Origin of the sequence: Yersinia hibernica, from assembly GCF_004124235.1 — a bacterium.
In the GTDB taxonomy this organism is placed as follows: domain Bacteria; phylum Pseudomonadota; class Gammaproteobacteria; order Enterobacterales; family Enterobacteriaceae; genus Yersinia; species Yersinia hibernica.
This window is the reverse complement of the sequence record NZ_CP032487.1, coordinates 4,569,239-4,587,510: the sequence shown is the minus strand read 5'-3', so window position 1 is coordinate 4,587,510 and position 18,272 is coordinate 4,569,239. Positions and strand designations below refer to the sequence as shown.

Sequence of the window (18,272 nt, the reverse complement as noted above, 5' to 3'; positions counted from 1 at the left end):
GCGTTTTAACATTGGCGGGGAGTGTCGCAAGACATTCTCCGCTGATATCAGGGGTAAATCCGGGCGCTATTCGGCCCGCTTGAGGCCGTTCAACCTGCGCTCTATCTCAAAACTTATAGTGGCACGTGTTATCAAACGCTGTGCCTCCTTCATCTCGTTTTGCGTCATTTTATCACCACTCTTAGCCGGTTCGCTCCCGTTCTGTACTGAGGTTGCTGGCCCTTGTTGACTGGCATTTGCCGCAACAGGCACTGGCGGTGCTGGTGGTGCTTCCTTAGGGCGCTGCATCATCTGCTTCGCGGGTTTAGTTGCTAACTTAGGTGCATGTGGCGGTGGTGCTGGTGGTGCTTCCTTAGGGCGCTGCAGCATCTGCTTCGCTGGTTTACTTGCTAACTTAGGTGCATGTGGCGGCGGTGCTGGTGGTGCTTCCTTAGGGCGCTTTATCTCGGCCTTATTTGGCATGTTCTGGGATCGCACCGCTTTGATTTCTATTTTATCAATAGGTTGCTTATCAGAAGATCGTGATGAATGACCTTTTTGCCCGAAGTTTCCAACCCATTTTTGAATTGTATTAGATATTGTTGAAAGAGCCTTGCTCAATGCACTGCTACCTCGCCCCTGAACGCCAGAGTGCTTTGACGCCGCTGTTGGTGTGGTTGAAGTTGTGCCTCTTGTTTGTGTCAGTTTCATTTGTTTTATTTCACATTATTATCCTGATGATAGATTAAGCTCACCCGCCCCTTCATATCTTTCATAAAGCGAGTCTTGCCCCATTGGGATATTTTGCTACTGATTTTGTTGTCGCTAGTAGGACGATATTGAACCGAAGTATTTATATAAGTGACAATAAAATAATTGGCATGCAAATAATAACGTATTAATTATTTATGAATGAGTGATGTTGCAGTGAAATAATGCCATAGACAGTGTTTATAATGAGAATGAAATAATGGGATTTAAATGATATAGATCGCATATATTACCAATGGATGCGAAATATTATTGGCACTTTGACCTGAATATTCTACCCATTAATGAGTTTTTCTTTATTTTGTTAGAGTAATGTTACCCATAGAACTTATTCTGCAATAAACAAAAAAGAGCGCATTAAATGCACTCTTTTTTGAACAGCAGTGAAAACCAATAATACTGTGCTAATTATTGTGGATAAGGCACCCAATCACCGCCATTTAGTCGAATATACGGTTTGCCCTGATATTGCATCACAATAGCATTATCATTTTCTGAAATAACGGCGGTTTCCGGCAAACCTTGTGTCAGAGTCTGCCAATCCACATTTGGAGTAGTAAATACTTTACCATCAACCATGCGTGATACTAATTCAGAAATAGCCAGATAGCTGCTAGGGGCGCTAACCACCACCGGGCTGGCGGGTTGTGGTGCTTTCATACCAATCAGTTTAATCCCGACGGGAATGTGCGTGATGCTTGGGCTTGGGATATCGCGCAGACCAGACATCTGCATTTTATCACCCACCAAGGCAGCACCATGCTCTGGCACCACGACCACCATGACTTTCCGCCCTGATTTTTCCAACTCTTCAAGGAAGGTATTCAGTTGGTCAAACAGGGTCTGGGCGCGCGCACGATAATCCGCGGTTTTGTTGGTGCCGACGAAGCGGTTTCCATCATGTAACGGGATGATATTCATGAAAGTTGCGCTGCGGACATCCCCCCCTTTCTTCTGCTGTTCCAGCCAGCGGTTAAGCAATTCCAGATCGTTATAAATTGGCTCGCCATCAAAGGAAGCTAATTGATTACTAATGCCTTTCTGCGACATCATCGGCGCATGCATATTGCCGTCATCTTGAATATTTTGCAGATAATTACCAAAGACACCCGAGTGATCCAGCACCAGCTGGGAGGTAAACCCGAGTTTGGCTAAGTTATCAAACAGATAACATTGCTGATCTTGTGGTTGATACAGATCTTTGTGGGATGACTGGCCGCAGCTGGCGCGCAGGAGGCGGATAGACGCCGGGCCACTGTAGGCGGTGGCAGAGTTAAAGTTTTTGAACAGAATATCAAACTTACTCCACAGCGGGTGTTTATCCAGTTGAATTGCCTCAATATCTGACCATGACAATGAACAGATATTAATAACTAATAAATCAAATGGTTGCGCGTCTCCAGGCAGTGATGCCGGGAAGGTGGTAGAGCGCGTTTTCTCTTGTTCATAAAAAGCATTCAGATGGGCCGTCAGGTTAGCATCGGTTGGTGGCCCACTGGCCTCCACCTGGCTGCTCGCCGCTGGCTGTGCTGTGTTCGTGGGCTCTGTTGCGGCGACCGTCTCAGTCGTGGGGGCCAGAGAAAATGCTGGCCCGGCAATGCCCACGATATTCAGCCAAATCATGGCTGCGACGACAAAAACGGTGACGCGAATCCATTGTGAGATAAACAGATAGCCCACCAGAATAACAAAGGCCGCTCCTATCATGGTCCAGTTAATAAAACGACTAAATAATTCAAGCAGATAGCTTAAACTGAAACCCGTCACTTGTGAACCTTGGCTCATGATGCTGTTAATGCCCGGCAGCCAGGTATCGTGATAAAGCAAGCCGATACCAATGGGGATGGCTATCCAGTGACGCCAGCGGTGGACGCGATACGCTGGGATCGGAAACAGCAAGAAAGCAAGAAACACCAAGTTAGCCAGTGGATGGAAATTCAGATAACCAAACCACAGGAGGGCAAACTTTAGCAGAAAGTAGTAATTCCATGCGCCCAGACCGCGCCAGTAGCGCCACGGACTCTGCGAGTCTTGCTGTTTATTTTTTGCGTTCATGGTTATTTCTTAATCTGTGAAGAGGAGCCATCACGCAACCAGATTCCTTCTGATTTTAAATAGCGCGCGGATAAGAACAAATGTTGTTTTTTCTCCCACCATCGTGGAAAGCGGCGGCGAGCCATATAGCCCAGTGGGAAAAAAATGATGGCACCCAGCAGCAGGATTTGCCAAATATCATTAAGATTCATTGGGTATTCTCCTGACGATGGCCAGTATTCAGTGCCAACGGCACAGGAACTCGCCGGACGACGACCGCTTGTTCTGGTGCGTCAGTGACTTGTTTATAGGTTTTTTTATCACCAGCCGCTTGCTCTGCCTCGGGAGTATTATTCATGCGGTTCATCTCTGAGATAATTTCCTGATCCTGATACCACACCAGCCGGTTGCTAAAGACCTCTGCGACGGGTAAGCGGAAAACATGGCTTAATGCCGTATCTAAGTCATTGATTCTACAAGTTGAAAGAAACAGTAGTAGCCGGTTGTCAGAGACCGTCACCACATCACCATAGCGGCGCAAATGACACAGTGTTAGCGCCTGGCGCGCCTGTAACCCCGGCACTGCCCGCAGCGCAACCAACACACCTTTACCATTTTCCGGTAGTAAAGTGTTGTTCATCAGTTGCAAAACAGATTGGCAGAACTCGGTGGGAGGCAGGTAGCCTTTGAGTTGCAGTGGGCGCAGAGCCTCCAGTAACGCATTGATATCTTCGGGAACATGGCGTGTAAAACGCTGCCCCTGAATCCCTTCCAGCATCGTCAGAAAACGCGATAATGGCGCAACATGAGGCACAATCAGATTGGCACCGCAGGCCAGCAACAAGCGCTCATCGCTGTAGCGCAGGCTGGCATGCATTTCGCGCACCACAATTTTTACCGTATTGCCGCGTTGACGCCGTATGTTATGGATCTGATGCGCCATCTCGTCAATTTGTTCACTTTGATTCAACGCAAAAATTAATGTTGCGGCATGAGTGGTCATTGCCCGTTGAGACAACGCGGCATTGGATTCCAGCAATTGCCAATTGCTGGAAAGGGGCGGAGCGCCTTCCAAAATAGTGGTTTGTGCTAAATACAGATGTTCATCATTGCGTGATTGTGGCAGCGCTTGCTGGACTTCATCCGCCATGCTCCAGCCCTGTTTATCGGCTTCGAGCAGCACCAATTGATTGGCCGTGACCCCTTTCGCCGTACTCCACCAAGAAACCACATATTGTGCGCTATCCTGCTGCCACTGTAGGTTGGCAAGGCCTTGTAAATAACGGTGTTGGCTGACTAATTGGTTCTTTATTTTATTCATGCCGGAGCTGTGACAAATCACGAGTAACGTGCAGCTCTGGGCCTCCAGCCATTGTTGAATGTGCAGGAGCCACTGTTGCATCTCTTCGCTGGTAAATGTTTGCCATAAATTCGCAGGCGCGAACAGAATGAAAAGCCGTTGCTGTGGGCGCAATGAACGCATTAAATCATGGGTTAAATATTTTAAGGCGTTTCTTTGAGCGGGTAACGTAAATAACGGTAATTTCGTGGGGCCAGAATGTCCCATATTGGTCAGGAGATTTTCAGGTTTTTGTCCTGAACAAATCAATGCCGCACGAGTATTTTCGGGTTGGCTACGAAGAAGCTGCTGACAAAATAAATTGGCATCAATTTGACGTTCAATATTGACCCAATAGAATCCAGGAGCCTGCATCACGGCTAATTCATCCCAGATTTTTCGAACACCTAATGAGAATGATCGTGACATAGATTCTTTATCTGCTTTCGTTAAAGTGCTATTGGACCAATCACTGGATAAAATCAGAGAACAATTGTAACATTGCAATAAGTATTAACCAATGTCCTTGCTTTGATATTAATCTAAGACTCACCTAATTGGGAGAAAGTATCCTCCAGTCGTTGTTATACTTAATTACCATAGCCTATTTTCTACAGGCGGATAAATGAAGACTATAATAAATCACTTTCATGAGAAAACATCACTTGAAGCTCAGGATGATCTACTAGCATTAAGTCAGGCTTTCTCACTGCCGACGTTAAGTTATATTGATATTGTCCGTCAGGAACGACTAACTAAAATGATGGCTCGTTGGCCATTGTTGGCAGAATTGGCGCAATCCACAGGGAGCGAATAGTCTATGCCAGTACTGGCGTTACAAGGCGTAAGAGGGGGCATTGGGACTACCTCGGTAACCGCAGCTCTGGCTTGGGCGTTACAGCAACTGGATGAATCAGTGCTGGTCATTGATTTTTCACCGGACAATTTATTGCGTTTGCATTTTAACATGCATTTTGAGCAATCCCGTGGTTGGGCTAAGGCTGAAATTACCGGTGAAGGCTGGCAGCAAGGGGCGATGCGCTACACCGAAAAACTGGATTTCTTACCATTCGGTCAACTCACGCAAGCTGAAAATGAGCAATTTGCTGCCTCTTTGCAAAATACAGCGCAGCACTGGCAGGAGAACCTGTCCGCGTTGCAAGCCACTGCAGCTTATCGCTGGATTTTACTGGATGTCCCCGCGGGCGATAACGCATTGACGCGTCAAGCTCTGGCATTGGCTGATAAAACCCTCATTTTGATCCATGCGGATGCCAGCTGCCATGTTCGTCTGCATCAGCAACATTTACCCGCTGGCTGCCATTTTCTGCTCAATCAGTTTGCTGCCAGCAGCCGTTTACAGCAGGATTTGCATCAGCTTTGGTTGCAAAGTCTGGATAGTTTATTACCAACGTTTATTCATCGCGATGAAGCGATGGCCGAAGCATTAGCCGCCAAGCAGCCATTGGGCGAATACAGCGCGCAAAGTCTGGCGGCGGAAGAGGTGATGACGCTGGCGAATTGGTGCCTGATTCATGGGGCGGAAAGTCGCCTATGAGTCGCCTTATGCGGATATTATTTCTGGCCCCTGTCTATCAAGCAATGCGCGGCCGCTATCATCGTTATATGCAGCAGGGCTGCACCGTTATCACCGCGTTTCTCACTACATTGGCGCTGCCGCTGTGCTGGATATTCCTGCGCCTCGAGTCCCCGAGTTGGCAGAGTGTGATACACCATCGGACATACTGGTTTCCGCAGATTTCACCTAATCGTCCACGGCTGGGGGATGGTTTACGTTATCTGCTGCAAGGCCTTTGGTTGTTATTCACCCGCCCGCAATCCAACCATGATAAAAAACGTCAGCCCGCCGCGGCGGGTAAGAGCTGGGTAAAAAATAAAAGACAGGGTTACATCCGCTGGTTGAGCAACGTTTCTGAGCGTTTTGAACTCCAGCAAATAGAGACGTCAGTGGCGGCCCGATTAGGCCAGCTCTCCAGACGTACTCGGCGTATCTTGTTTATTATTCTGGGAATTTTCACCGGCATCTTGGCCTTGCTGTGTATCTCACAGCCATTCGGCATGATGGCGCAATTCGTATTTGTCTTACTGCTATGGGCCATCGCCATGGTGGTGCGGCGGGTGCCAGGGCGTTTACCTACCCTGATGTTGATTGTGTTGTCATTAACGGTTTCCTGCCGCTACCTGTGGTGGCGATATACTGAAACGCTTAACTGGGATGACCCGGTCAGCTTGGTGTGCGGTTTATTATTACTGTTAGCTGAAACCTATGCTTGGGTAGTATTGGTATTGGGCTACTTCCAGACTATTTGGCCGCTCAATCGCCAGCCGGTGCCGATGCCGGAAGATATTAATAGCTGGCCAACTATCGATTTAATGGTGCCGACTTATAACGAAGATCTCGGAGTGGTAAAACCGACCATTTATGCGGCGCTGGGTATTGATTGGCCGAAAGACAAAATCAATATTTATATTCTGGATGATGGCAACCGGCCCGCTTTTCGAGAGTTTGCCGCAGAAGTTGGGGTGCACTACATTGCCCGGCCAACTCATGAGCATGCCAAAGCCGGTAATATCAATAATGCGCTAAAGCAGGCGACCGGTGAGTTTGTCGCCATCTTTGACTGTGACCACGTGCCCACCCGTTCTTTCCTGCAATTGACGGTCGGCTGGTTCTTTAAAGATAAAAAGCTCGGCATGATTCAAACGCCGCATCACTTTTTCTCCCCTGATCCTTTTGAGCGAAATTTAGGCCGTTTTCGGCAAACCCCCAATGAAGGCACACTATTTTATGGTTTGGTGCAAGACGGGAATGACATGTGGGATGCGACTTTCTTCTGCGGCTCCTGCGCGGTTCTGCGCCGCAGTGCTTTAGATGAAGTCGGGGGGATTGCGGTGGAAACGGTCACTGAAGATGCCCACACTTCATTGCGGCTGCATCGCAAGGGCTACACGTCTGGGTATATCCGTATTCCGCAGGCGGCCGGCTTGGCAACGGAGAGTTTGTCGGCCCATATTGGGCAGCGTATTCGCTGGGCGCGGGGCATGGTGCAGATCTTCCGCTTGGATAACCCGCTGCTGGGCAAAGGGCTGAAGTTTGTCCAACGTTTGTGCTATGCCAATGCCATGTTGCACTTTTTATCCGGCATTCCGCGGTTAATCTTCTTGACGGCACCGCTGGCTTTCCTGCTGCTGCATGCTTACATCATTTTTGCTCCGGCGCTGGCAATTGCACTTTATGTATTGCCGCATATGATTCACGCCAGCCTGACTAACTCCCGCCTACAGGGTAAATATCGCCATTCATTCTGGAGTGAAATCTACGAAACGGTGCTGGCTTGGTATATTGCCCGCCCGACCACCGTGGCGCTGCTCAACCCGCATAAAGGGACATTCAATGTCACGGCAAAAGGCGGTTTGGTCGAAGAGCAGCACGTGGACTGGGTGATTACTCGCCCATATATGGCGCTGGTTCTGCTTAATCTGGCCGGTTTGATTGCCGGTTTATGGCGCTTAGGTTATGGCCCAGCGACTGAAATCATGACCGTGATCATTAGTCTGGTGTGGGTTATTTATAATATGACGATTTTAGGCGGGGCGGTGGCGGTGGCGGTTGAAGCCAAGCAAGTCCGTCAGTCCCACCGGGTTGAGATTGCCATGCCCGCCGCGGTGGCCCGTGCCGATGGTCATTTATTCTCTTGTACCCTGCGCGACTATTCTGATGGGGGGGTGGGGATTGATATGCGCGAAGCCGGGTTACTGAAAGATGGCGAAGCGGTGCATTTGTTGCTTAAACGCGGTGCGCAGGAATACACCTTCCCTTGCGAAGTGACCCGCGCTTTCGGCACCAAAGTCGGGATGCGGATGCATCAACTGACGGTGGCCCAACATATTGATTTTATACAGTGCACTTTTGCTCGCGCAGACACTTGGGCACTATGGCAGGATGGCTTCCCAGAAGATAAACCGATTGAAAGTCTGCGTGATGTTTTGGCGCTGGGCTTTAGAGGCTATGTTCGTATGGCCAGTTATGCTCCTCCGGTAATTCGAAATGTATTGGTAGGATTGACTTCCCTGATTGCCTGGATTGCATCATTTGTACCCCATGGCGTGGATAAAAATCAGGCTCCGAGTAGCCAGGGCCAGACAGTGGCTCAACATTGATGATGATATGATGACGAGAAAAATAACCTGGTTTACCGCACTGGCTTTGGGTTTGGCGCCATTCACCCATGCTGAAACACCGGCAGTACCGTCGCCTCAATCGGCGGCATCAATGCCAGCCGCCGAAGCTAGCGTAGATTTGGCCGCCCCCGTGGCAGCACTTCCTGATGCGCCGGTGCGCGATGTCGCTTACACTTTCGCCAAAATTGCCCCGCCACCGGGGACATTTGCTTTGCGCGGGACTAACCCCGAAGGGGTGATTGAGTTTGGCGTGCGCAGTGACGAAGTTGTCACTCAGGCGATGTTGAATCTCGAATTTACACCGTCGCCGTCACTTATCCCGGTAGAATCACAGATAAAAGTCTTCCTGAATGACGAACTGATGGGGGTCACGGCAATCACCAAAGAGCAGTTGGGTAAACCAACGCGGATCCAATTGCCGATTAACTCACTTTATATCAGTGATTTCAACCGTTTGCGGCTGGTTTTTGTCGGTCATTATCAGAACATTTGTGAGAATCCGGCCAGCAATACGCTGTGGCTGGATATCAGCAAATCCAGCTCGTTAGATTTGCGCTATCAATCATTGTCAGTCAAAAATGATTTATCCCACTTCCCGGAACCTTTCTTTGATGCCCGGGATAACCGGCCGCTCACTTTGCCGGTGGTTTTTGCTACCACCCCAGATGTGGCTCAGCAGCGTGCGGCCTCTATTCTGGCATCGTGGTTTGGTGATAAAGCACAATGGCGTGGGCAGAACTTCCCGGTTTTGTTTAATCAGTTACCGGCCCAGCATGCAGTGGTTTTTGCGACTAACAACCAGCGCCCTGATTTCTTGAAAGATTATCCGCCCGTTAAAGCACCGACGGTAGAAATAATCAGTCATCCAGATAACCCATATGTGAAGCTGTTGCTGATTTTAGGGCGCGATGATAATGACCTTATCACGGCAGCGCAGGGGATAGCGCAAGGCAATATTCTGTTCCGTGGCCAAAATGTGACGGTGGATAAAGTCGAGCAACTGGCCCCCCGCTTGCCCTATGACGCGCCAAACTGGGTGCGTACCGACCGGCCAATGACCTTTGCTGAATTACAGCAATATCCGGATCAGTTGCAAACCACCGGTTTGTTGCCGCCGCCAATTTCATTATCGATGAACTTGCCACCGGATTTGTTCTTGATCCGCAGTGCGGGGATCGATATGCGCTTGAAATATCGCTATACCTCAACGCGCCTGATGGATGGTTCCCGTTTAAGTATCAGCCTGAATAATCAGTTTGTGCAGGACTATCCGCTGTCACCGAATACACCGAACGACGGTAAAATCCTGCGGCTCCCCTTACTGCAAGGCTTACAAGATGCGGCCAAGCGGCTAACCATCCCAGCATTGAAATTGGGGGCAACTAACCAGCTGCGTTTTGATTTTGATTACAGCACCTTGCTGGCGAGCGGCGCGGAAGGGCGATGTGAAACCTATTCCACTGCCCCGAACCACGCGGTGATTGATGGTAACTCCACCATCGACTTCTCTGGCTATCGCCACTTTATGGAAATGCCGGATTTACGAGCATTTGCCAATGCTGGCTTCCCCTTCAGCCGCATGGCGGATCTCTCCGAAACCCTGGTCTTGGTGCCGCCAAAACCGGTGCCATCACAGCTGACGACACTGCTGAATGCGGTGGGGAATATTGGGGCGCAGGTAGGATATCCGGCAGTGGGTATTAACATCACCGATGACTGGTCACAGGCGAAAGACCAAGATGTCGATGTGCTGATTATCGGCACCATTCCGCCGGAACTACGTGATGACCAGCAGATAAATCTGCTGGTGGATCAAACTCAAAGTTGGGTCAAAATGCCAAATCGCCAGACCGGTTTGCCAGGCATGATGGCTCCGGCATCCGACTGGGTTGCAGATAGCAAGGCGACGGTGAGCTCTGAAGGGGCGATGTCGGCCATTATCGGCGTGCAGTCACCTAACTTCCCGCAGCGCAGTGTTGTGGCGTTATTGGCGGACAGCCCGCGTGGCTATAACTTACTGAATAATGCGTTGCTCGACAGCGGTAAACGCGAGGCGGTATTTGGCTCGGTTGCTGTTATCCGTGAATCGGGCGTGAACAGCCTGCGGGTGGGCGATACCTATGATGTTGGCCATTTACCGTGGTGGGAGCGTATCTGGCACGTGTTATCGACCCACCCGGTTCTGTTGGCTGGTGTCGCTGTGTTAGTTGTAGTGATTGCCGCAATGATGGCTTGGCGCTTGTTACGCTTGATTAGCCGCCGTCGGCTGTCACCCGATGAGAGAGATTAATTCTGATGGTCGTGATGTTTAAACGACTGGTTTGCACCCTGCTGCTGCTTGCCAGTTTTGGCGCAGCAGCCGTTTGCGATTGGCCTGCATGGCAGCAGTTCAAACAATATTATATTAGTGAGGGCGGGCGGGTTATCGACCCGAGTAACCCGAGGCAAATAACCACGTCAGAAGGGCAGAGTTACGGCTTGTTCTTTGCGTTGGTAGCGGATGATCGCGAGACATTCGACCGGTTGTTAGCCTGGACGGAAAACAACTTGTCCGCGGGCGACTTAACGGCCCGCTTACCCGCCTGGTTATGGGGGCAACACCGAGAACATCGTTGGGATATCATCGACCCGAACTCGGCCTCTGATGCTGATTTGTGGATTGCATACAGCTTATTAGAAGCTGGCCGATTATGGGATAGCCGCCAATATCAGACGATGGGCACTCTGTTGTTGCAACGAATTGCCAAAGAAGAAGTGGTGAATATTCCGGGCCTCGGAAAAATGTTATTACCGGGCAAAATTGGCTTTAGTGATAATGGGCACTGGCGGCTCAATCCAAGCTATTTACCGCCGCAATTATTGACACGCTTTGCTGCTTTGGCGGGGCCATGGAAAGAGATGGTTGATGTCAATCAGCGCTTATGGCTGGAAACAGCGCCTCATGGTTTCAGCCCGGATTGGGTGGTGTGGCAAGAAGAGAAAGGCTGGCAGCCGGATGAAACACAACCGAATGTCGGCAGCTATGATGCTATCCGCACCTATCTGTGGGCCGGTATGTTATCTAATGACAGCCCGCAAAAAGCAGCGCTTATCCAGCGCTTCCAGCCTATGGCTGAAGTTACGCAACAGCAGGGTGTGCCACCGGAGAAAGTCGATACCCTCACCGGTAAAACCTCTGGCAATGGGCCAGTGGGTTTCTCGGCGGCATTATTACCCTTTTTAGCCAGCGGCTCTACGCCGTTAAATAAGCAGGCGCTGAGTGAACAGCAAAAACGGGTACAAGACGCACCTCTGGGAGCTAATGCCTACTACAGTTCAGTGCTAATCCTATTTGGCCAGGGATGGGCACAAAAACGTTATAGTTTTAATCGTCAGGGAGAACTTCAGCCCTCATGGAACAGTCAATGCGCAACATTAAAATAAACTGGCTGTTGAGCCTGGCGTTGTTGCCCCAAGCCTTTGTTGGTGTGGCGCAGGGGGCAGAAGTTGTCTCGCCGACTCAGTTTTTACTCGAGCAGGTACGTTTGGGGGAGGCGACCAATAAAGACGAGTTAGTGAAGCAATCACTTTATCGCCTGAACCTTATGGACCCCAATAACCCAGAGGTCATCGCGGCAGGGATACGCCATGCGCTGCGGCAAGGGGATCTGGCGCAAGCACAGAAACAGCTGGATAAGTTGCAACAATTGGCACCCAACTCCGAGGTGTATCGACGTGCTCAATTGATGTTCGCCATGACGAAACCCGAAGTGCGCCAGCAATTGCAGGAGGCGCGTTTACTGGCAACGGCTGGGCGGCTGGCTGAAGCTAAAGTTAAATATGATCAACTGCTGCAAGGTCAGCCCCCGACACTGGATCTGGCGGTAGAATATTGGCGGCTAGTGGCGAGATTACCGGGTCAAGAAGCTGTGGCTAGCCAGAAACTTACCGCTTTAGACCAACAATATCCCGGCAATATCGCCCTGCGCATGGCACTGGCGCGCATGTATTTCAGCCAGCAAAAGGCGGCACAAGGCTACGCGATGTTGGAAAAAGTGGCCTCGGACCCTGCGGGGGCGTCTGATGCCGCCGATTTGTGGATGGACACTATCAAAACGATGACGGTCAGCCCACAAAGTGTCGCCGCATTGACCCATTTTCTGGATGTCTTCTCAACCGGCCCTCAAGCTGATGTTGCGCGCAAAGAATTAGCTAATCAGCAAGCCATGCTCGCGGATCCGAGCTATCAGGCGCGTTTGAGCGGGTTAGCTAAAGTAGACAGTGGCGCAGGGGCTGGCGCGATACCGGCCCTGAAACAAGCACTGGCGGCCTCACCCAATGACCCGGAAATTCTGGGTGTACTGGGGTTGGCATATGCTCGGGGTGGCTCACGGGCACAGGCATTGCAGCTGTTTGAACAAGCGCAAAAATCAGATAAAGATGGCCTGAAGAGTGATAAATGGGCCAGTTTGATCAAAACCAACCGCTACTGGCTGCTTAATGACCAAGGTGATAAAGCACTGAAAGCCGGTGATATTGCATTGGCGCAACAGAAATACCAGCAGGCGCGGCAAATCGACGCCAGCGACAGCTATGCATTGATTGGTCTGGGTGATGTGGCTGTTGCCCGCCATGACGATAAAAATGCCGAACAGTATTATCAGCAGGCGCTGCGTCTTGATCCGGCAAGCAGCAGTGCAGTGCGGGGGCTTGCCAATATTTACCAACGCGAATCACCGCAAAAGGCACTGAATTACCTGAATAATTTGCCGCGTAGCCAACAGGCCAAAATGCGTGACACATTAGATAGCCTGCAATTGGATATGCTGAAACAGCAGGCTGAAAGCTTAGCCGCGCAGCAACAATGGCATCAGGCAGCGGAGAAATACCGGCAGGCGCAAAAGATGGCACCGGATGATGTCTGGATAACCTACCGACTGGCGCAAGCCATGGCCCAAGAGGGCCAGTCGGCGCAAGCTGATGCATTGTTCCACCAACTGGCGAGCCGCAGGCCGGGTGACCCCGAACAGGTCTATGCTTATGCGCTTTACTTGTCCAGCACGGGGCGAGATAGCCAGGCGCTGGCACATTTATCCACACTGCCAACAGCACAATGGAACGACAATATTCGTGAGTTAGACCAGCGCTTGAAATTGGATCAGGTGCTGACGTTAGCTCGCCAATTGCGGGCTAGTGGGGATGAAACAGGGGCCATAACGGCGTTACGCCAGCAGCCGGCCAATACCCAAATTGACCTGACACTGGCAGATTGGGCTCTGGAGCGCGGTGATTACAGCGCAGCACTGGCTGGATATCAGCACGTTCTGGCCCGTGAGCCGCAAAATCCGGATGCGCGTCTGGGCGAAATCGAGGCCTATATTGCCGAAGGCCGCCTCAGTGCTGCGCGCCAGCATTTGCAAACGGAGCCGCTGACGGGAGATAGCGCCACTTTAAATACTCAACGGCGAGTTGCTAATGCCTGGAGTGGCGTAGGTGAGCCACAAAAAGCGGCTGAAATTTTCCAGCGATTGAAACCGGTAGCGGCCAAAGGTGCGCCGTCGCAGGATAATGCACTGGTATTTCGTGATTCGGCCCGTCTGGCACAACTACAAGGGCAGCCAGCAGATGCTCAGGATGATTTCAAACAGGCGATGGTAGCCAGCGGTATTGCGCCCGTGCTGCCAGCAGATAATGACAGTTATACTTTACTGACACGTAATCAGGCCACGGATGATTGGCTTAAACGCGGTATCCGCGCTGATGCAGCTGACCTCTATCGCCAGCAGGATACCCGCGTCACACTGGATCACGACTATCTGCGATCAAGCGGGACTGAGGGGATTTCTGACCTCCGCGCGCATAACACCATGTTGCAGGTTGATACCTCGTTGGCCGATGGCCGGGCTTTCTTCCGAACGGATACGGTGCAGATGGATGCGGGAACTTTTGACAAAAATACCCGATATAAAGCAGGGACTTGTTTCCAAACTCGCTTCCCTTGTCAGACCGATTTACACCAACGCGCTACCGGTACCAGTGTGGCGGTGGGGTGGCAGAATGACAGCTGGGCGACGGATATCGGCACCACTCCTATGGGGTTTGAGGTGGTCGATGTGGTCGGTGGTTTGGCATACAGTAACAGCTGGAACCATATTGGCTGGACGGCAACGGCTTCACGCCGGCCGATATCCAGCTCATTGCTGGCATTTGCCGGCGCAAAAGATCCCAACACCAATGTCACTTGGGGCGGCGTGCGGGCCAATGGTGTCAGTTTAGGGGCCAGCTATGACCGGGGCGAAGCTAATGGGGTCTGGAGTGATTTAAGTTATCATTACCTGACTGGACAAAATGTCGCCGATAACCAGCGGTTGCGCTTTATGACGGGCTATTATTATAAGCTAATCAATGAAGATAACCGCCGTTTTACCGTGGGCTTGAATGGCATGTGGTGGCATTATCAAAAAGACCTCAGCGGCTACACGCTAGGTCAGGGCGGGTATTATAGCCCACAAAAATATCTGTCATTGTCTATTCCGGTAAACTATCGGCAGCGGACAGATAACTGGTCGTGGGAGTTGGGCGGGTCGGTGTCAGTTTCACATTCAGCCACCAGTGACCAGGCGCGTTACCCACTGCAAAATCTGCTGAACAGCAGCATTCAGCCGATCCCGGATCGGAATGCTCCCGAATATGGTGAAAGCAGCAATGGTGTGGGTTACACCTTGCGGGCATTGATTGAGCGCCGCCTGAGTTCGCATTGGACTCTGGGCGCTGGGGTTGATATCCAACAAGCAAAAGATTATACCCCGAGCCACGCACTCATTTACTTGCGCTATTCAATGGCAGGATGGCAAGGTGATCTGGACATGCCCCCGCAGCCGTTAGTGCCATACTCAGACTTTAAGTAATAGCCACTCGAACTTATTTGCATAAAAAAGCGACTTTAGAGTGATAAATAGCACTTTGAAGTGGCGATCCTGATAGGAAAAGACCGAAACCCACGGTATTCTTCCCAACCGGTTTGGTTTCGTAAGATAAAATCTCAGGGCGATCGAGTATACTCGGACAGCATCGACGGGTCGCCGCACCACTGTGGCAATCATTTTATTTTATTCAGTCGGAATGGGTGGGAGTGAGTTTGCGGGTAAGGCGTTCATTAACGATCAAGCAAATGGCGGCAGTGGCAGTTGTTGCACTGGTTACTATCTGTATTTTTATCGTCCTTCAGTTGTTCCACTTTGTGCAGCAGCGCAAGGATGATTACGCCAGGCAGCTGGAGAGTATTGCCTATTCTATTCGCCAACCGCTGTCTGAAGCAATCTTAAGCGTTGATGTTCCGCAAGCTAAAAAAATACTTAATAGCGTGCTACCTATTGGCATTCTTAGCCGCGCTGACGTCATTCTGCCCAATCAGATTCAGGTATTGCACGCCAACTTTCCCACGGAACGGCCAGTGCCTCGCTGGGCCAAACGTATTTTTGATCTGCCAGTACAGATAACTGTGCCGCTCTATTCGCTGGAGCGGGTTTCCGCCAACCCGCAGCCACTGGCACATTTAGTGTTACGTGCAGACTCATTTCGCATGTATCAGTTTATCCTGAGCACCTTGTCGGCAATGCTCTCGACTTATTTGCTGTTGGCATTGGTATTGTCAGTTTCTATCGCCTGGTGTATTAATCGCCTAATTATTCACCCACTGCGGAAGATGGCCAAGGAGCTGGAAGAGATTGGTCAGCAAGGTGTTTTGAATCATCAACTGACTTTACCTGCCCATCATCAAGACGATGAACTGGGGGTATTGGTTAACAATTACAATCGTAACCAGCAACTGCTCGCTGAGGCTTACACCGATCTGAGTCCTAGCCCCAGCACTGAATTACCTGCGCAACATAAAACCCAGCAGCAGCTGACGCAGGAAAATGACATTTTACAGGCAATAGAAAATCGCGATTTCGTACTGTTTTTACAGCCGCAATGGGATATGGGTGAGCCGCGAGTGATTGGCGCAGAGGCATTATTACGCTGGCGTCAGGCGGATGGCAGCTATCGTTTGCCTTCTGAGTTCGTCCCTGATGCAGAAGAGAGCGGGGCGATGCTGCCACTGGGAAGTTGGGTGCTGGAAGAAGCATGCCGCATTTTGGCGGGCTGGAAAGCACAAGGGGTGACTTTGTCACTGGCGGTCAATATTTCCGGCTTGCAAATTCAATGCAATAGTATCATTACTCACCTGAAAACTATCATCAGCCGCTATGATATCGATCCCCGTCAATTAGTGCTGGAGATTACTGAGACGGCCCGTATTAATAACCTTGACGAAGCATTGGTGTTGCTGGGTGAGCTGCGGGGGCTTGGTTTATCTATCGCTCTGGATGACTTTGGTACCGGCTATTCAAGTCTGCAATACCTTAATCACCTGAAAAGTTTGCCAATTAACATTATTAAACTGGATAAAAGCTTTGTGAAGCATTTACCAGAAGATGATGCGATGGCGCGTATTATCACTACTATCTCAGAGGTGTTGCAGCTGCGGGTAATGGCTGAAGGAGTTGAGACCAACGAACAGCGGCAATGGTTATTAAAACATGGTATTCAATGTGGGCAGGGCTTTTTGCTTTCTGAGCCGCTCCCATGTGAAGAGTTCGAAACCCGTTTTATTCTACGCCACTGATGTAACCACGGCGTAAGCTATATTTATTGGCTCTTAATCACTGCACTTTGATCAAATAGCAGTATTTTATTCTAAAGAATAAAAACCGAAACATTATCTTTTCTGATATTAAATCAAAATCACTTTTCATCCAGAATACCGGTTATACCCTACTTTTCGGTGTATTACCGCACACTCCTTGACTGAAAAGTTAAGAGAAATATGAGTGATAATATAAAAGTGATTAAACTAACAATAATACCACTAAGAAAATATTTTCCTGACATCTATTTGCTTATTTATATTAGCCCTACAATATTAACACCTCTCTCGTCAAGACTATTTAATTCGAAAGAAATCCCCTTCAAAATAGCCTAAACCCCTTGCTACACCTGCGGTATAACTAAAAAATTACGATGCCATTGCATTAGTCAAAACTATTTACTTTGAACCTCATCACATAAACGGATATTTGTTTTGTTAATTTCGAACTATTAGTCATGGATCTCGGAACTTAATATCAAAATAAATAAAATACCGTTTCATAAGTGTTTTTGTATTTCTTAGAATAATTAACATTACTTATTAAAATAAGGGAACTGTAATGAAATTTAAATTATTATCTCTGGCAGTGGCATCACTTATCAGCACCAGTGCAATGGCTGTGACTATTGACTATCGTCATGAAACACAAGATCAAAGTGGTAATAACCACAAAGACCGTTTATTAATGTCCCACCGCTTTGACAATGGCTTCGGGCTATCTCTAGAAGGCAAATGGAAAAGCGCCAGTGACAAAGATAAGCCATTCCATGAGGGGGTGAGCAATGGTACTGAAGTGGTTGCCAGCTATGTGTATAAAATTGATAAAACATTCTCCATTGAACCAGGCTTCTCATTAGATTCAAGTTCAACAGCGAACAGTTATCGCCCATATCTTCGTGGTAAAGCAAATATCACGGACGATCTCTCTATTTCATTACGTTATCGCCCTTATTACAAACGCACTAGCGCCAATATTAATACAAAAAAAGACACGTCTGAAAATGGCTATAATCTGACGAGTGTTCTGAGCTATAAAATCAACAAAGAATTCCAATTAGACTATGAGTTGGATTACAAGCAAGCCAATAAAGCCGGCGTCATTCTGTCAGATAACGAAAATTACGATTGGACCCATGATTTTAAATTGAGCTATAAGTGGGATAAGAACTGGTCGCCTTATATGGCTATTGGTAATGTTTCCGGCAGTAAAAATACCGATGAGCGCCAAACCCGTTACCGCGTAGGTATCAAATATAGCTTCTAATCTATAAATAA

12 protein-coding genes are annotated in these 18,272 nt (G+C 49.4%); 8 read left to right on the top strand and 4 right to left on the bottom strand.

Features of this window, described 5'->3' with window-relative positions; translation table 11 throughout:
* Window positions 1-66: 66 nt before the first annotated feature.
* The 4 genes from D5F51_RS21465 to bcsE all read right to left on the bottom strand — a co-directional run bounded on the left by D5F51_RS21465 (window position 67) and on the right by bcsE (window position 4,552).
* Window positions 67-462: a hypothetical protein gene (locus tag D5F51_RS21465; protein WP_129198968.1), complete on the bottom strand. Its 396-nt coding sequence runs from the start codon at window positions 460-462 to the stop codon at window positions 67-69.
* Between the two features lie 696 nt (window positions 463-1,158).
* Window positions 1,159-2,805, bottom strand: coding sequence for a cellulose biosynthesis protein BcsG (gene bcsG, locus D5F51_RS21460; protein ID WP_129198966.1), 1,647 nt, complete (start codon window positions 2,803-2,805; stop codon window positions 1,159-1,161).
* Between the two features lie 2 nt (window positions 2,806-2,807).
* The gene (gene bcsF / locus D5F51_RS21455) at window positions 2,808-2,996 is read right to left on the bottom strand and encodes a cellulose biosynthesis protein BcsF (RefSeq protein ID WP_025376529.1); all 189 of its coding nucleotides are present in this window, start codon (window positions 2,994-2,996) and stop codon (window positions 2,808-2,810) included.
* Window positions 2,993-4,552 (bottom strand): cellulose biosynthesis protein BcsE, encoded by a 1,560-nt coding sequence (gene bcsE / locus D5F51_RS21450; RefSeq protein ID WP_129198964.1) that lies wholly within the window; start codon window positions 4,550-4,552, stop codon window positions 2,993-2,995. Before bcsE ends, bcsF begins: the two co-directional genes overlap by 4 nt.
* Before the next feature lie 196 nt (window positions 4,553-4,748).
* Between bcsE and bcsR the strand changes: the two genes are divergently transcribed.
* The 8 genes from bcsR to D5F51_RS21405 all read left to right on the top strand — a co-directional run bounded on the left by bcsR (window position 4,749) and on the right by D5F51_RS21405 (window position 18,261).
* Window positions 4,749-4,940, top strand: a complete 192-nt coding sequence (gene bcsR / locus D5F51_RS21445) for a cellulose biosynthesis protein BcsR (RefSeq protein ID WP_025376531.1) — start codon at window positions 4,749-4,751, stop codon at window positions 4,938-4,940.
* Window positions 4,941-4,943: 3 nt separating this feature from the next.
* Window positions 4,944-5,681 carry a cellulose biosynthesis protein BcsQ gene (gene bcsQ, locus D5F51_RS21440; RefSeq protein WP_129198962.1) on the top strand — a complete coding sequence of 246 codons (738 nt, stop codon included), beginning with the start codon at window positions 4,944-4,946 and terminating at the stop codon, window positions 5,679-5,681.
* Entirely contained in the window at window positions 5,678-8,305 is a 2,628-nt protein-coding gene (bcsA, locus tag D5F51_RS21435; protein WP_025376533.1) for a UDP-forming cellulose synthase catalytic subunit, read from the top strand. The genes bcsQ and bcsA overlap by 4 nt, the downstream gene beginning before the upstream one ends.
* Before the next feature lie 10 nt (window positions 8,306-8,315).
* Entirely contained in the window at window positions 8,316-10,616 is a 2,301-nt protein-coding gene (gene bcsB / locus D5F51_RS21430) for a cellulose biosynthesis cyclic di-GMP-binding regulatory protein BcsB (protein ID WP_162301874.1), read from the top strand.
* Window positions 10,617-10,621: 5 nt separating this feature from the next.
* On the top strand, window positions 10,622-11,749 hold the full coding sequence (gene bcsZ, locus D5F51_RS21425; RefSeq protein WP_129198959.1) for a cellulose synthase complex periplasmic endoglucanase BcsZ: 1,128 nt from the start codon (window positions 10,622-10,624) through the stop codon (window positions 11,747-11,749).
* Window positions 11,731-15,213 (top strand): cellulose synthase complex outer membrane protein BcsC, encoded by a 3,483-nt coding sequence (gene bcsC / locus D5F51_RS21420; RefSeq protein ID WP_129198957.1) that lies wholly within the window; start codon window positions 11,731-11,733, stop codon window positions 15,211-15,213. The genes bcsZ and bcsC overlap by 19 nt, the downstream gene beginning before the upstream one ends.
* 263 nt (window positions 15,214-15,476) lie before the next feature.
* Complete coding sequence (locus D5F51_RS21410; RefSeq protein WP_162301810.1) at window positions 15,477-16,973, top strand: EAL domain-containing protein; 1,497 nt, start codon at window positions 15,477-15,479, stop codon at window positions 16,971-16,973.
* A 583-nt stretch (window positions 16,974-17,556) separates the two neighbouring features.
* Window positions 17,557-18,261 (top strand): oligogalacturonate-specific porin KdgM family protein, encoded by a 705-nt coding sequence (locus tag D5F51_RS21405; RefSeq protein WP_025376536.1) that lies wholly within the window; start codon window positions 17,557-17,559, stop codon window positions 18,259-18,261.
* Window positions 18,262-18,272: the final 11 nt, after the last annotated feature.

Excerpts from the sequence above, each read along its gene's own strand:
- D5F51_RS21465 (WP_129198968.1), bottom strand. The coding sequence starts at position 462 with ATGCCAAATAAGGCCGAGATAAAGCGCCCTAAGGAAGCACCACCAGCA.
- bcsG (WP_129198966.1), bottom strand. The coding sequence starts at position 2,805 with ATGAACGCAAAAAATAAACAGCAAGACTCGCAGAGTCCGTGGCGCTAC.
- bcsF (WP_025376529.1), bottom strand. The coding sequence starts at position 2,996 with ATGAATCTTAATGATATTTGGCAAATCCTGCTGCTGGGTGCCATCATT.
- bcsE (WP_129198964.1), bottom strand. The coding sequence starts at position 4,552 with ATGTCACGATCATTCTCATTAGGTGTTCGAAAAATCTGGGATGAATTA.
- bcsR (WP_025376531.1), top strand. The coding sequence starts at position 4,749 with ATGAAGACTATAATAAATCACTTTCATGAGAAAACATCACTTGAAGCT.
- bcsQ (WP_129198962.1), top strand. The coding sequence starts at position 4,944 with ATGCCAGTACTGGCGTTACAAGGCGTAAGAGGGGGCATTGGGACTACC.
- bcsA (WP_025376533.1), top strand. The coding sequence starts at position 5,678 with ATGAGTCGCCTTATGCGGATATTATTTCTGGCCCCTGTCTATCAAGCA.
- bcsB (WP_162301874.1), top strand. The coding sequence starts at position 8,316 with ATGACGAGAAAAATAACCTGGTTTACCGCACTGGCTTTGGGTTTGGCG.
- bcsZ (WP_129198959.1), top strand. The coding sequence starts at position 10,622 with ATGGTCGTGATGTTTAAACGACTGGTTTGCACCCTGCTGCTGCTTGCC.
- bcsC (WP_129198957.1), top strand. The coding sequence starts at position 11,731 with ATGCGCAACATTAAAATAAACTGGCTGTTGAGCCTGGCGTTGTTGCCC.
- D5F51_RS21410 (WP_162301810.1), top strand. The coding sequence starts at position 15,477 with ATGGCGGCAGTGGCAGTTGTTGCACTGGTTACTATCTGTATTTTTATC.
- D5F51_RS21405 (WP_025376536.1), top strand. The coding sequence starts at position 17,557 with ATGAAATTTAAATTATTATCTCTGGCAGTGGCATCACTTATCAGCACC.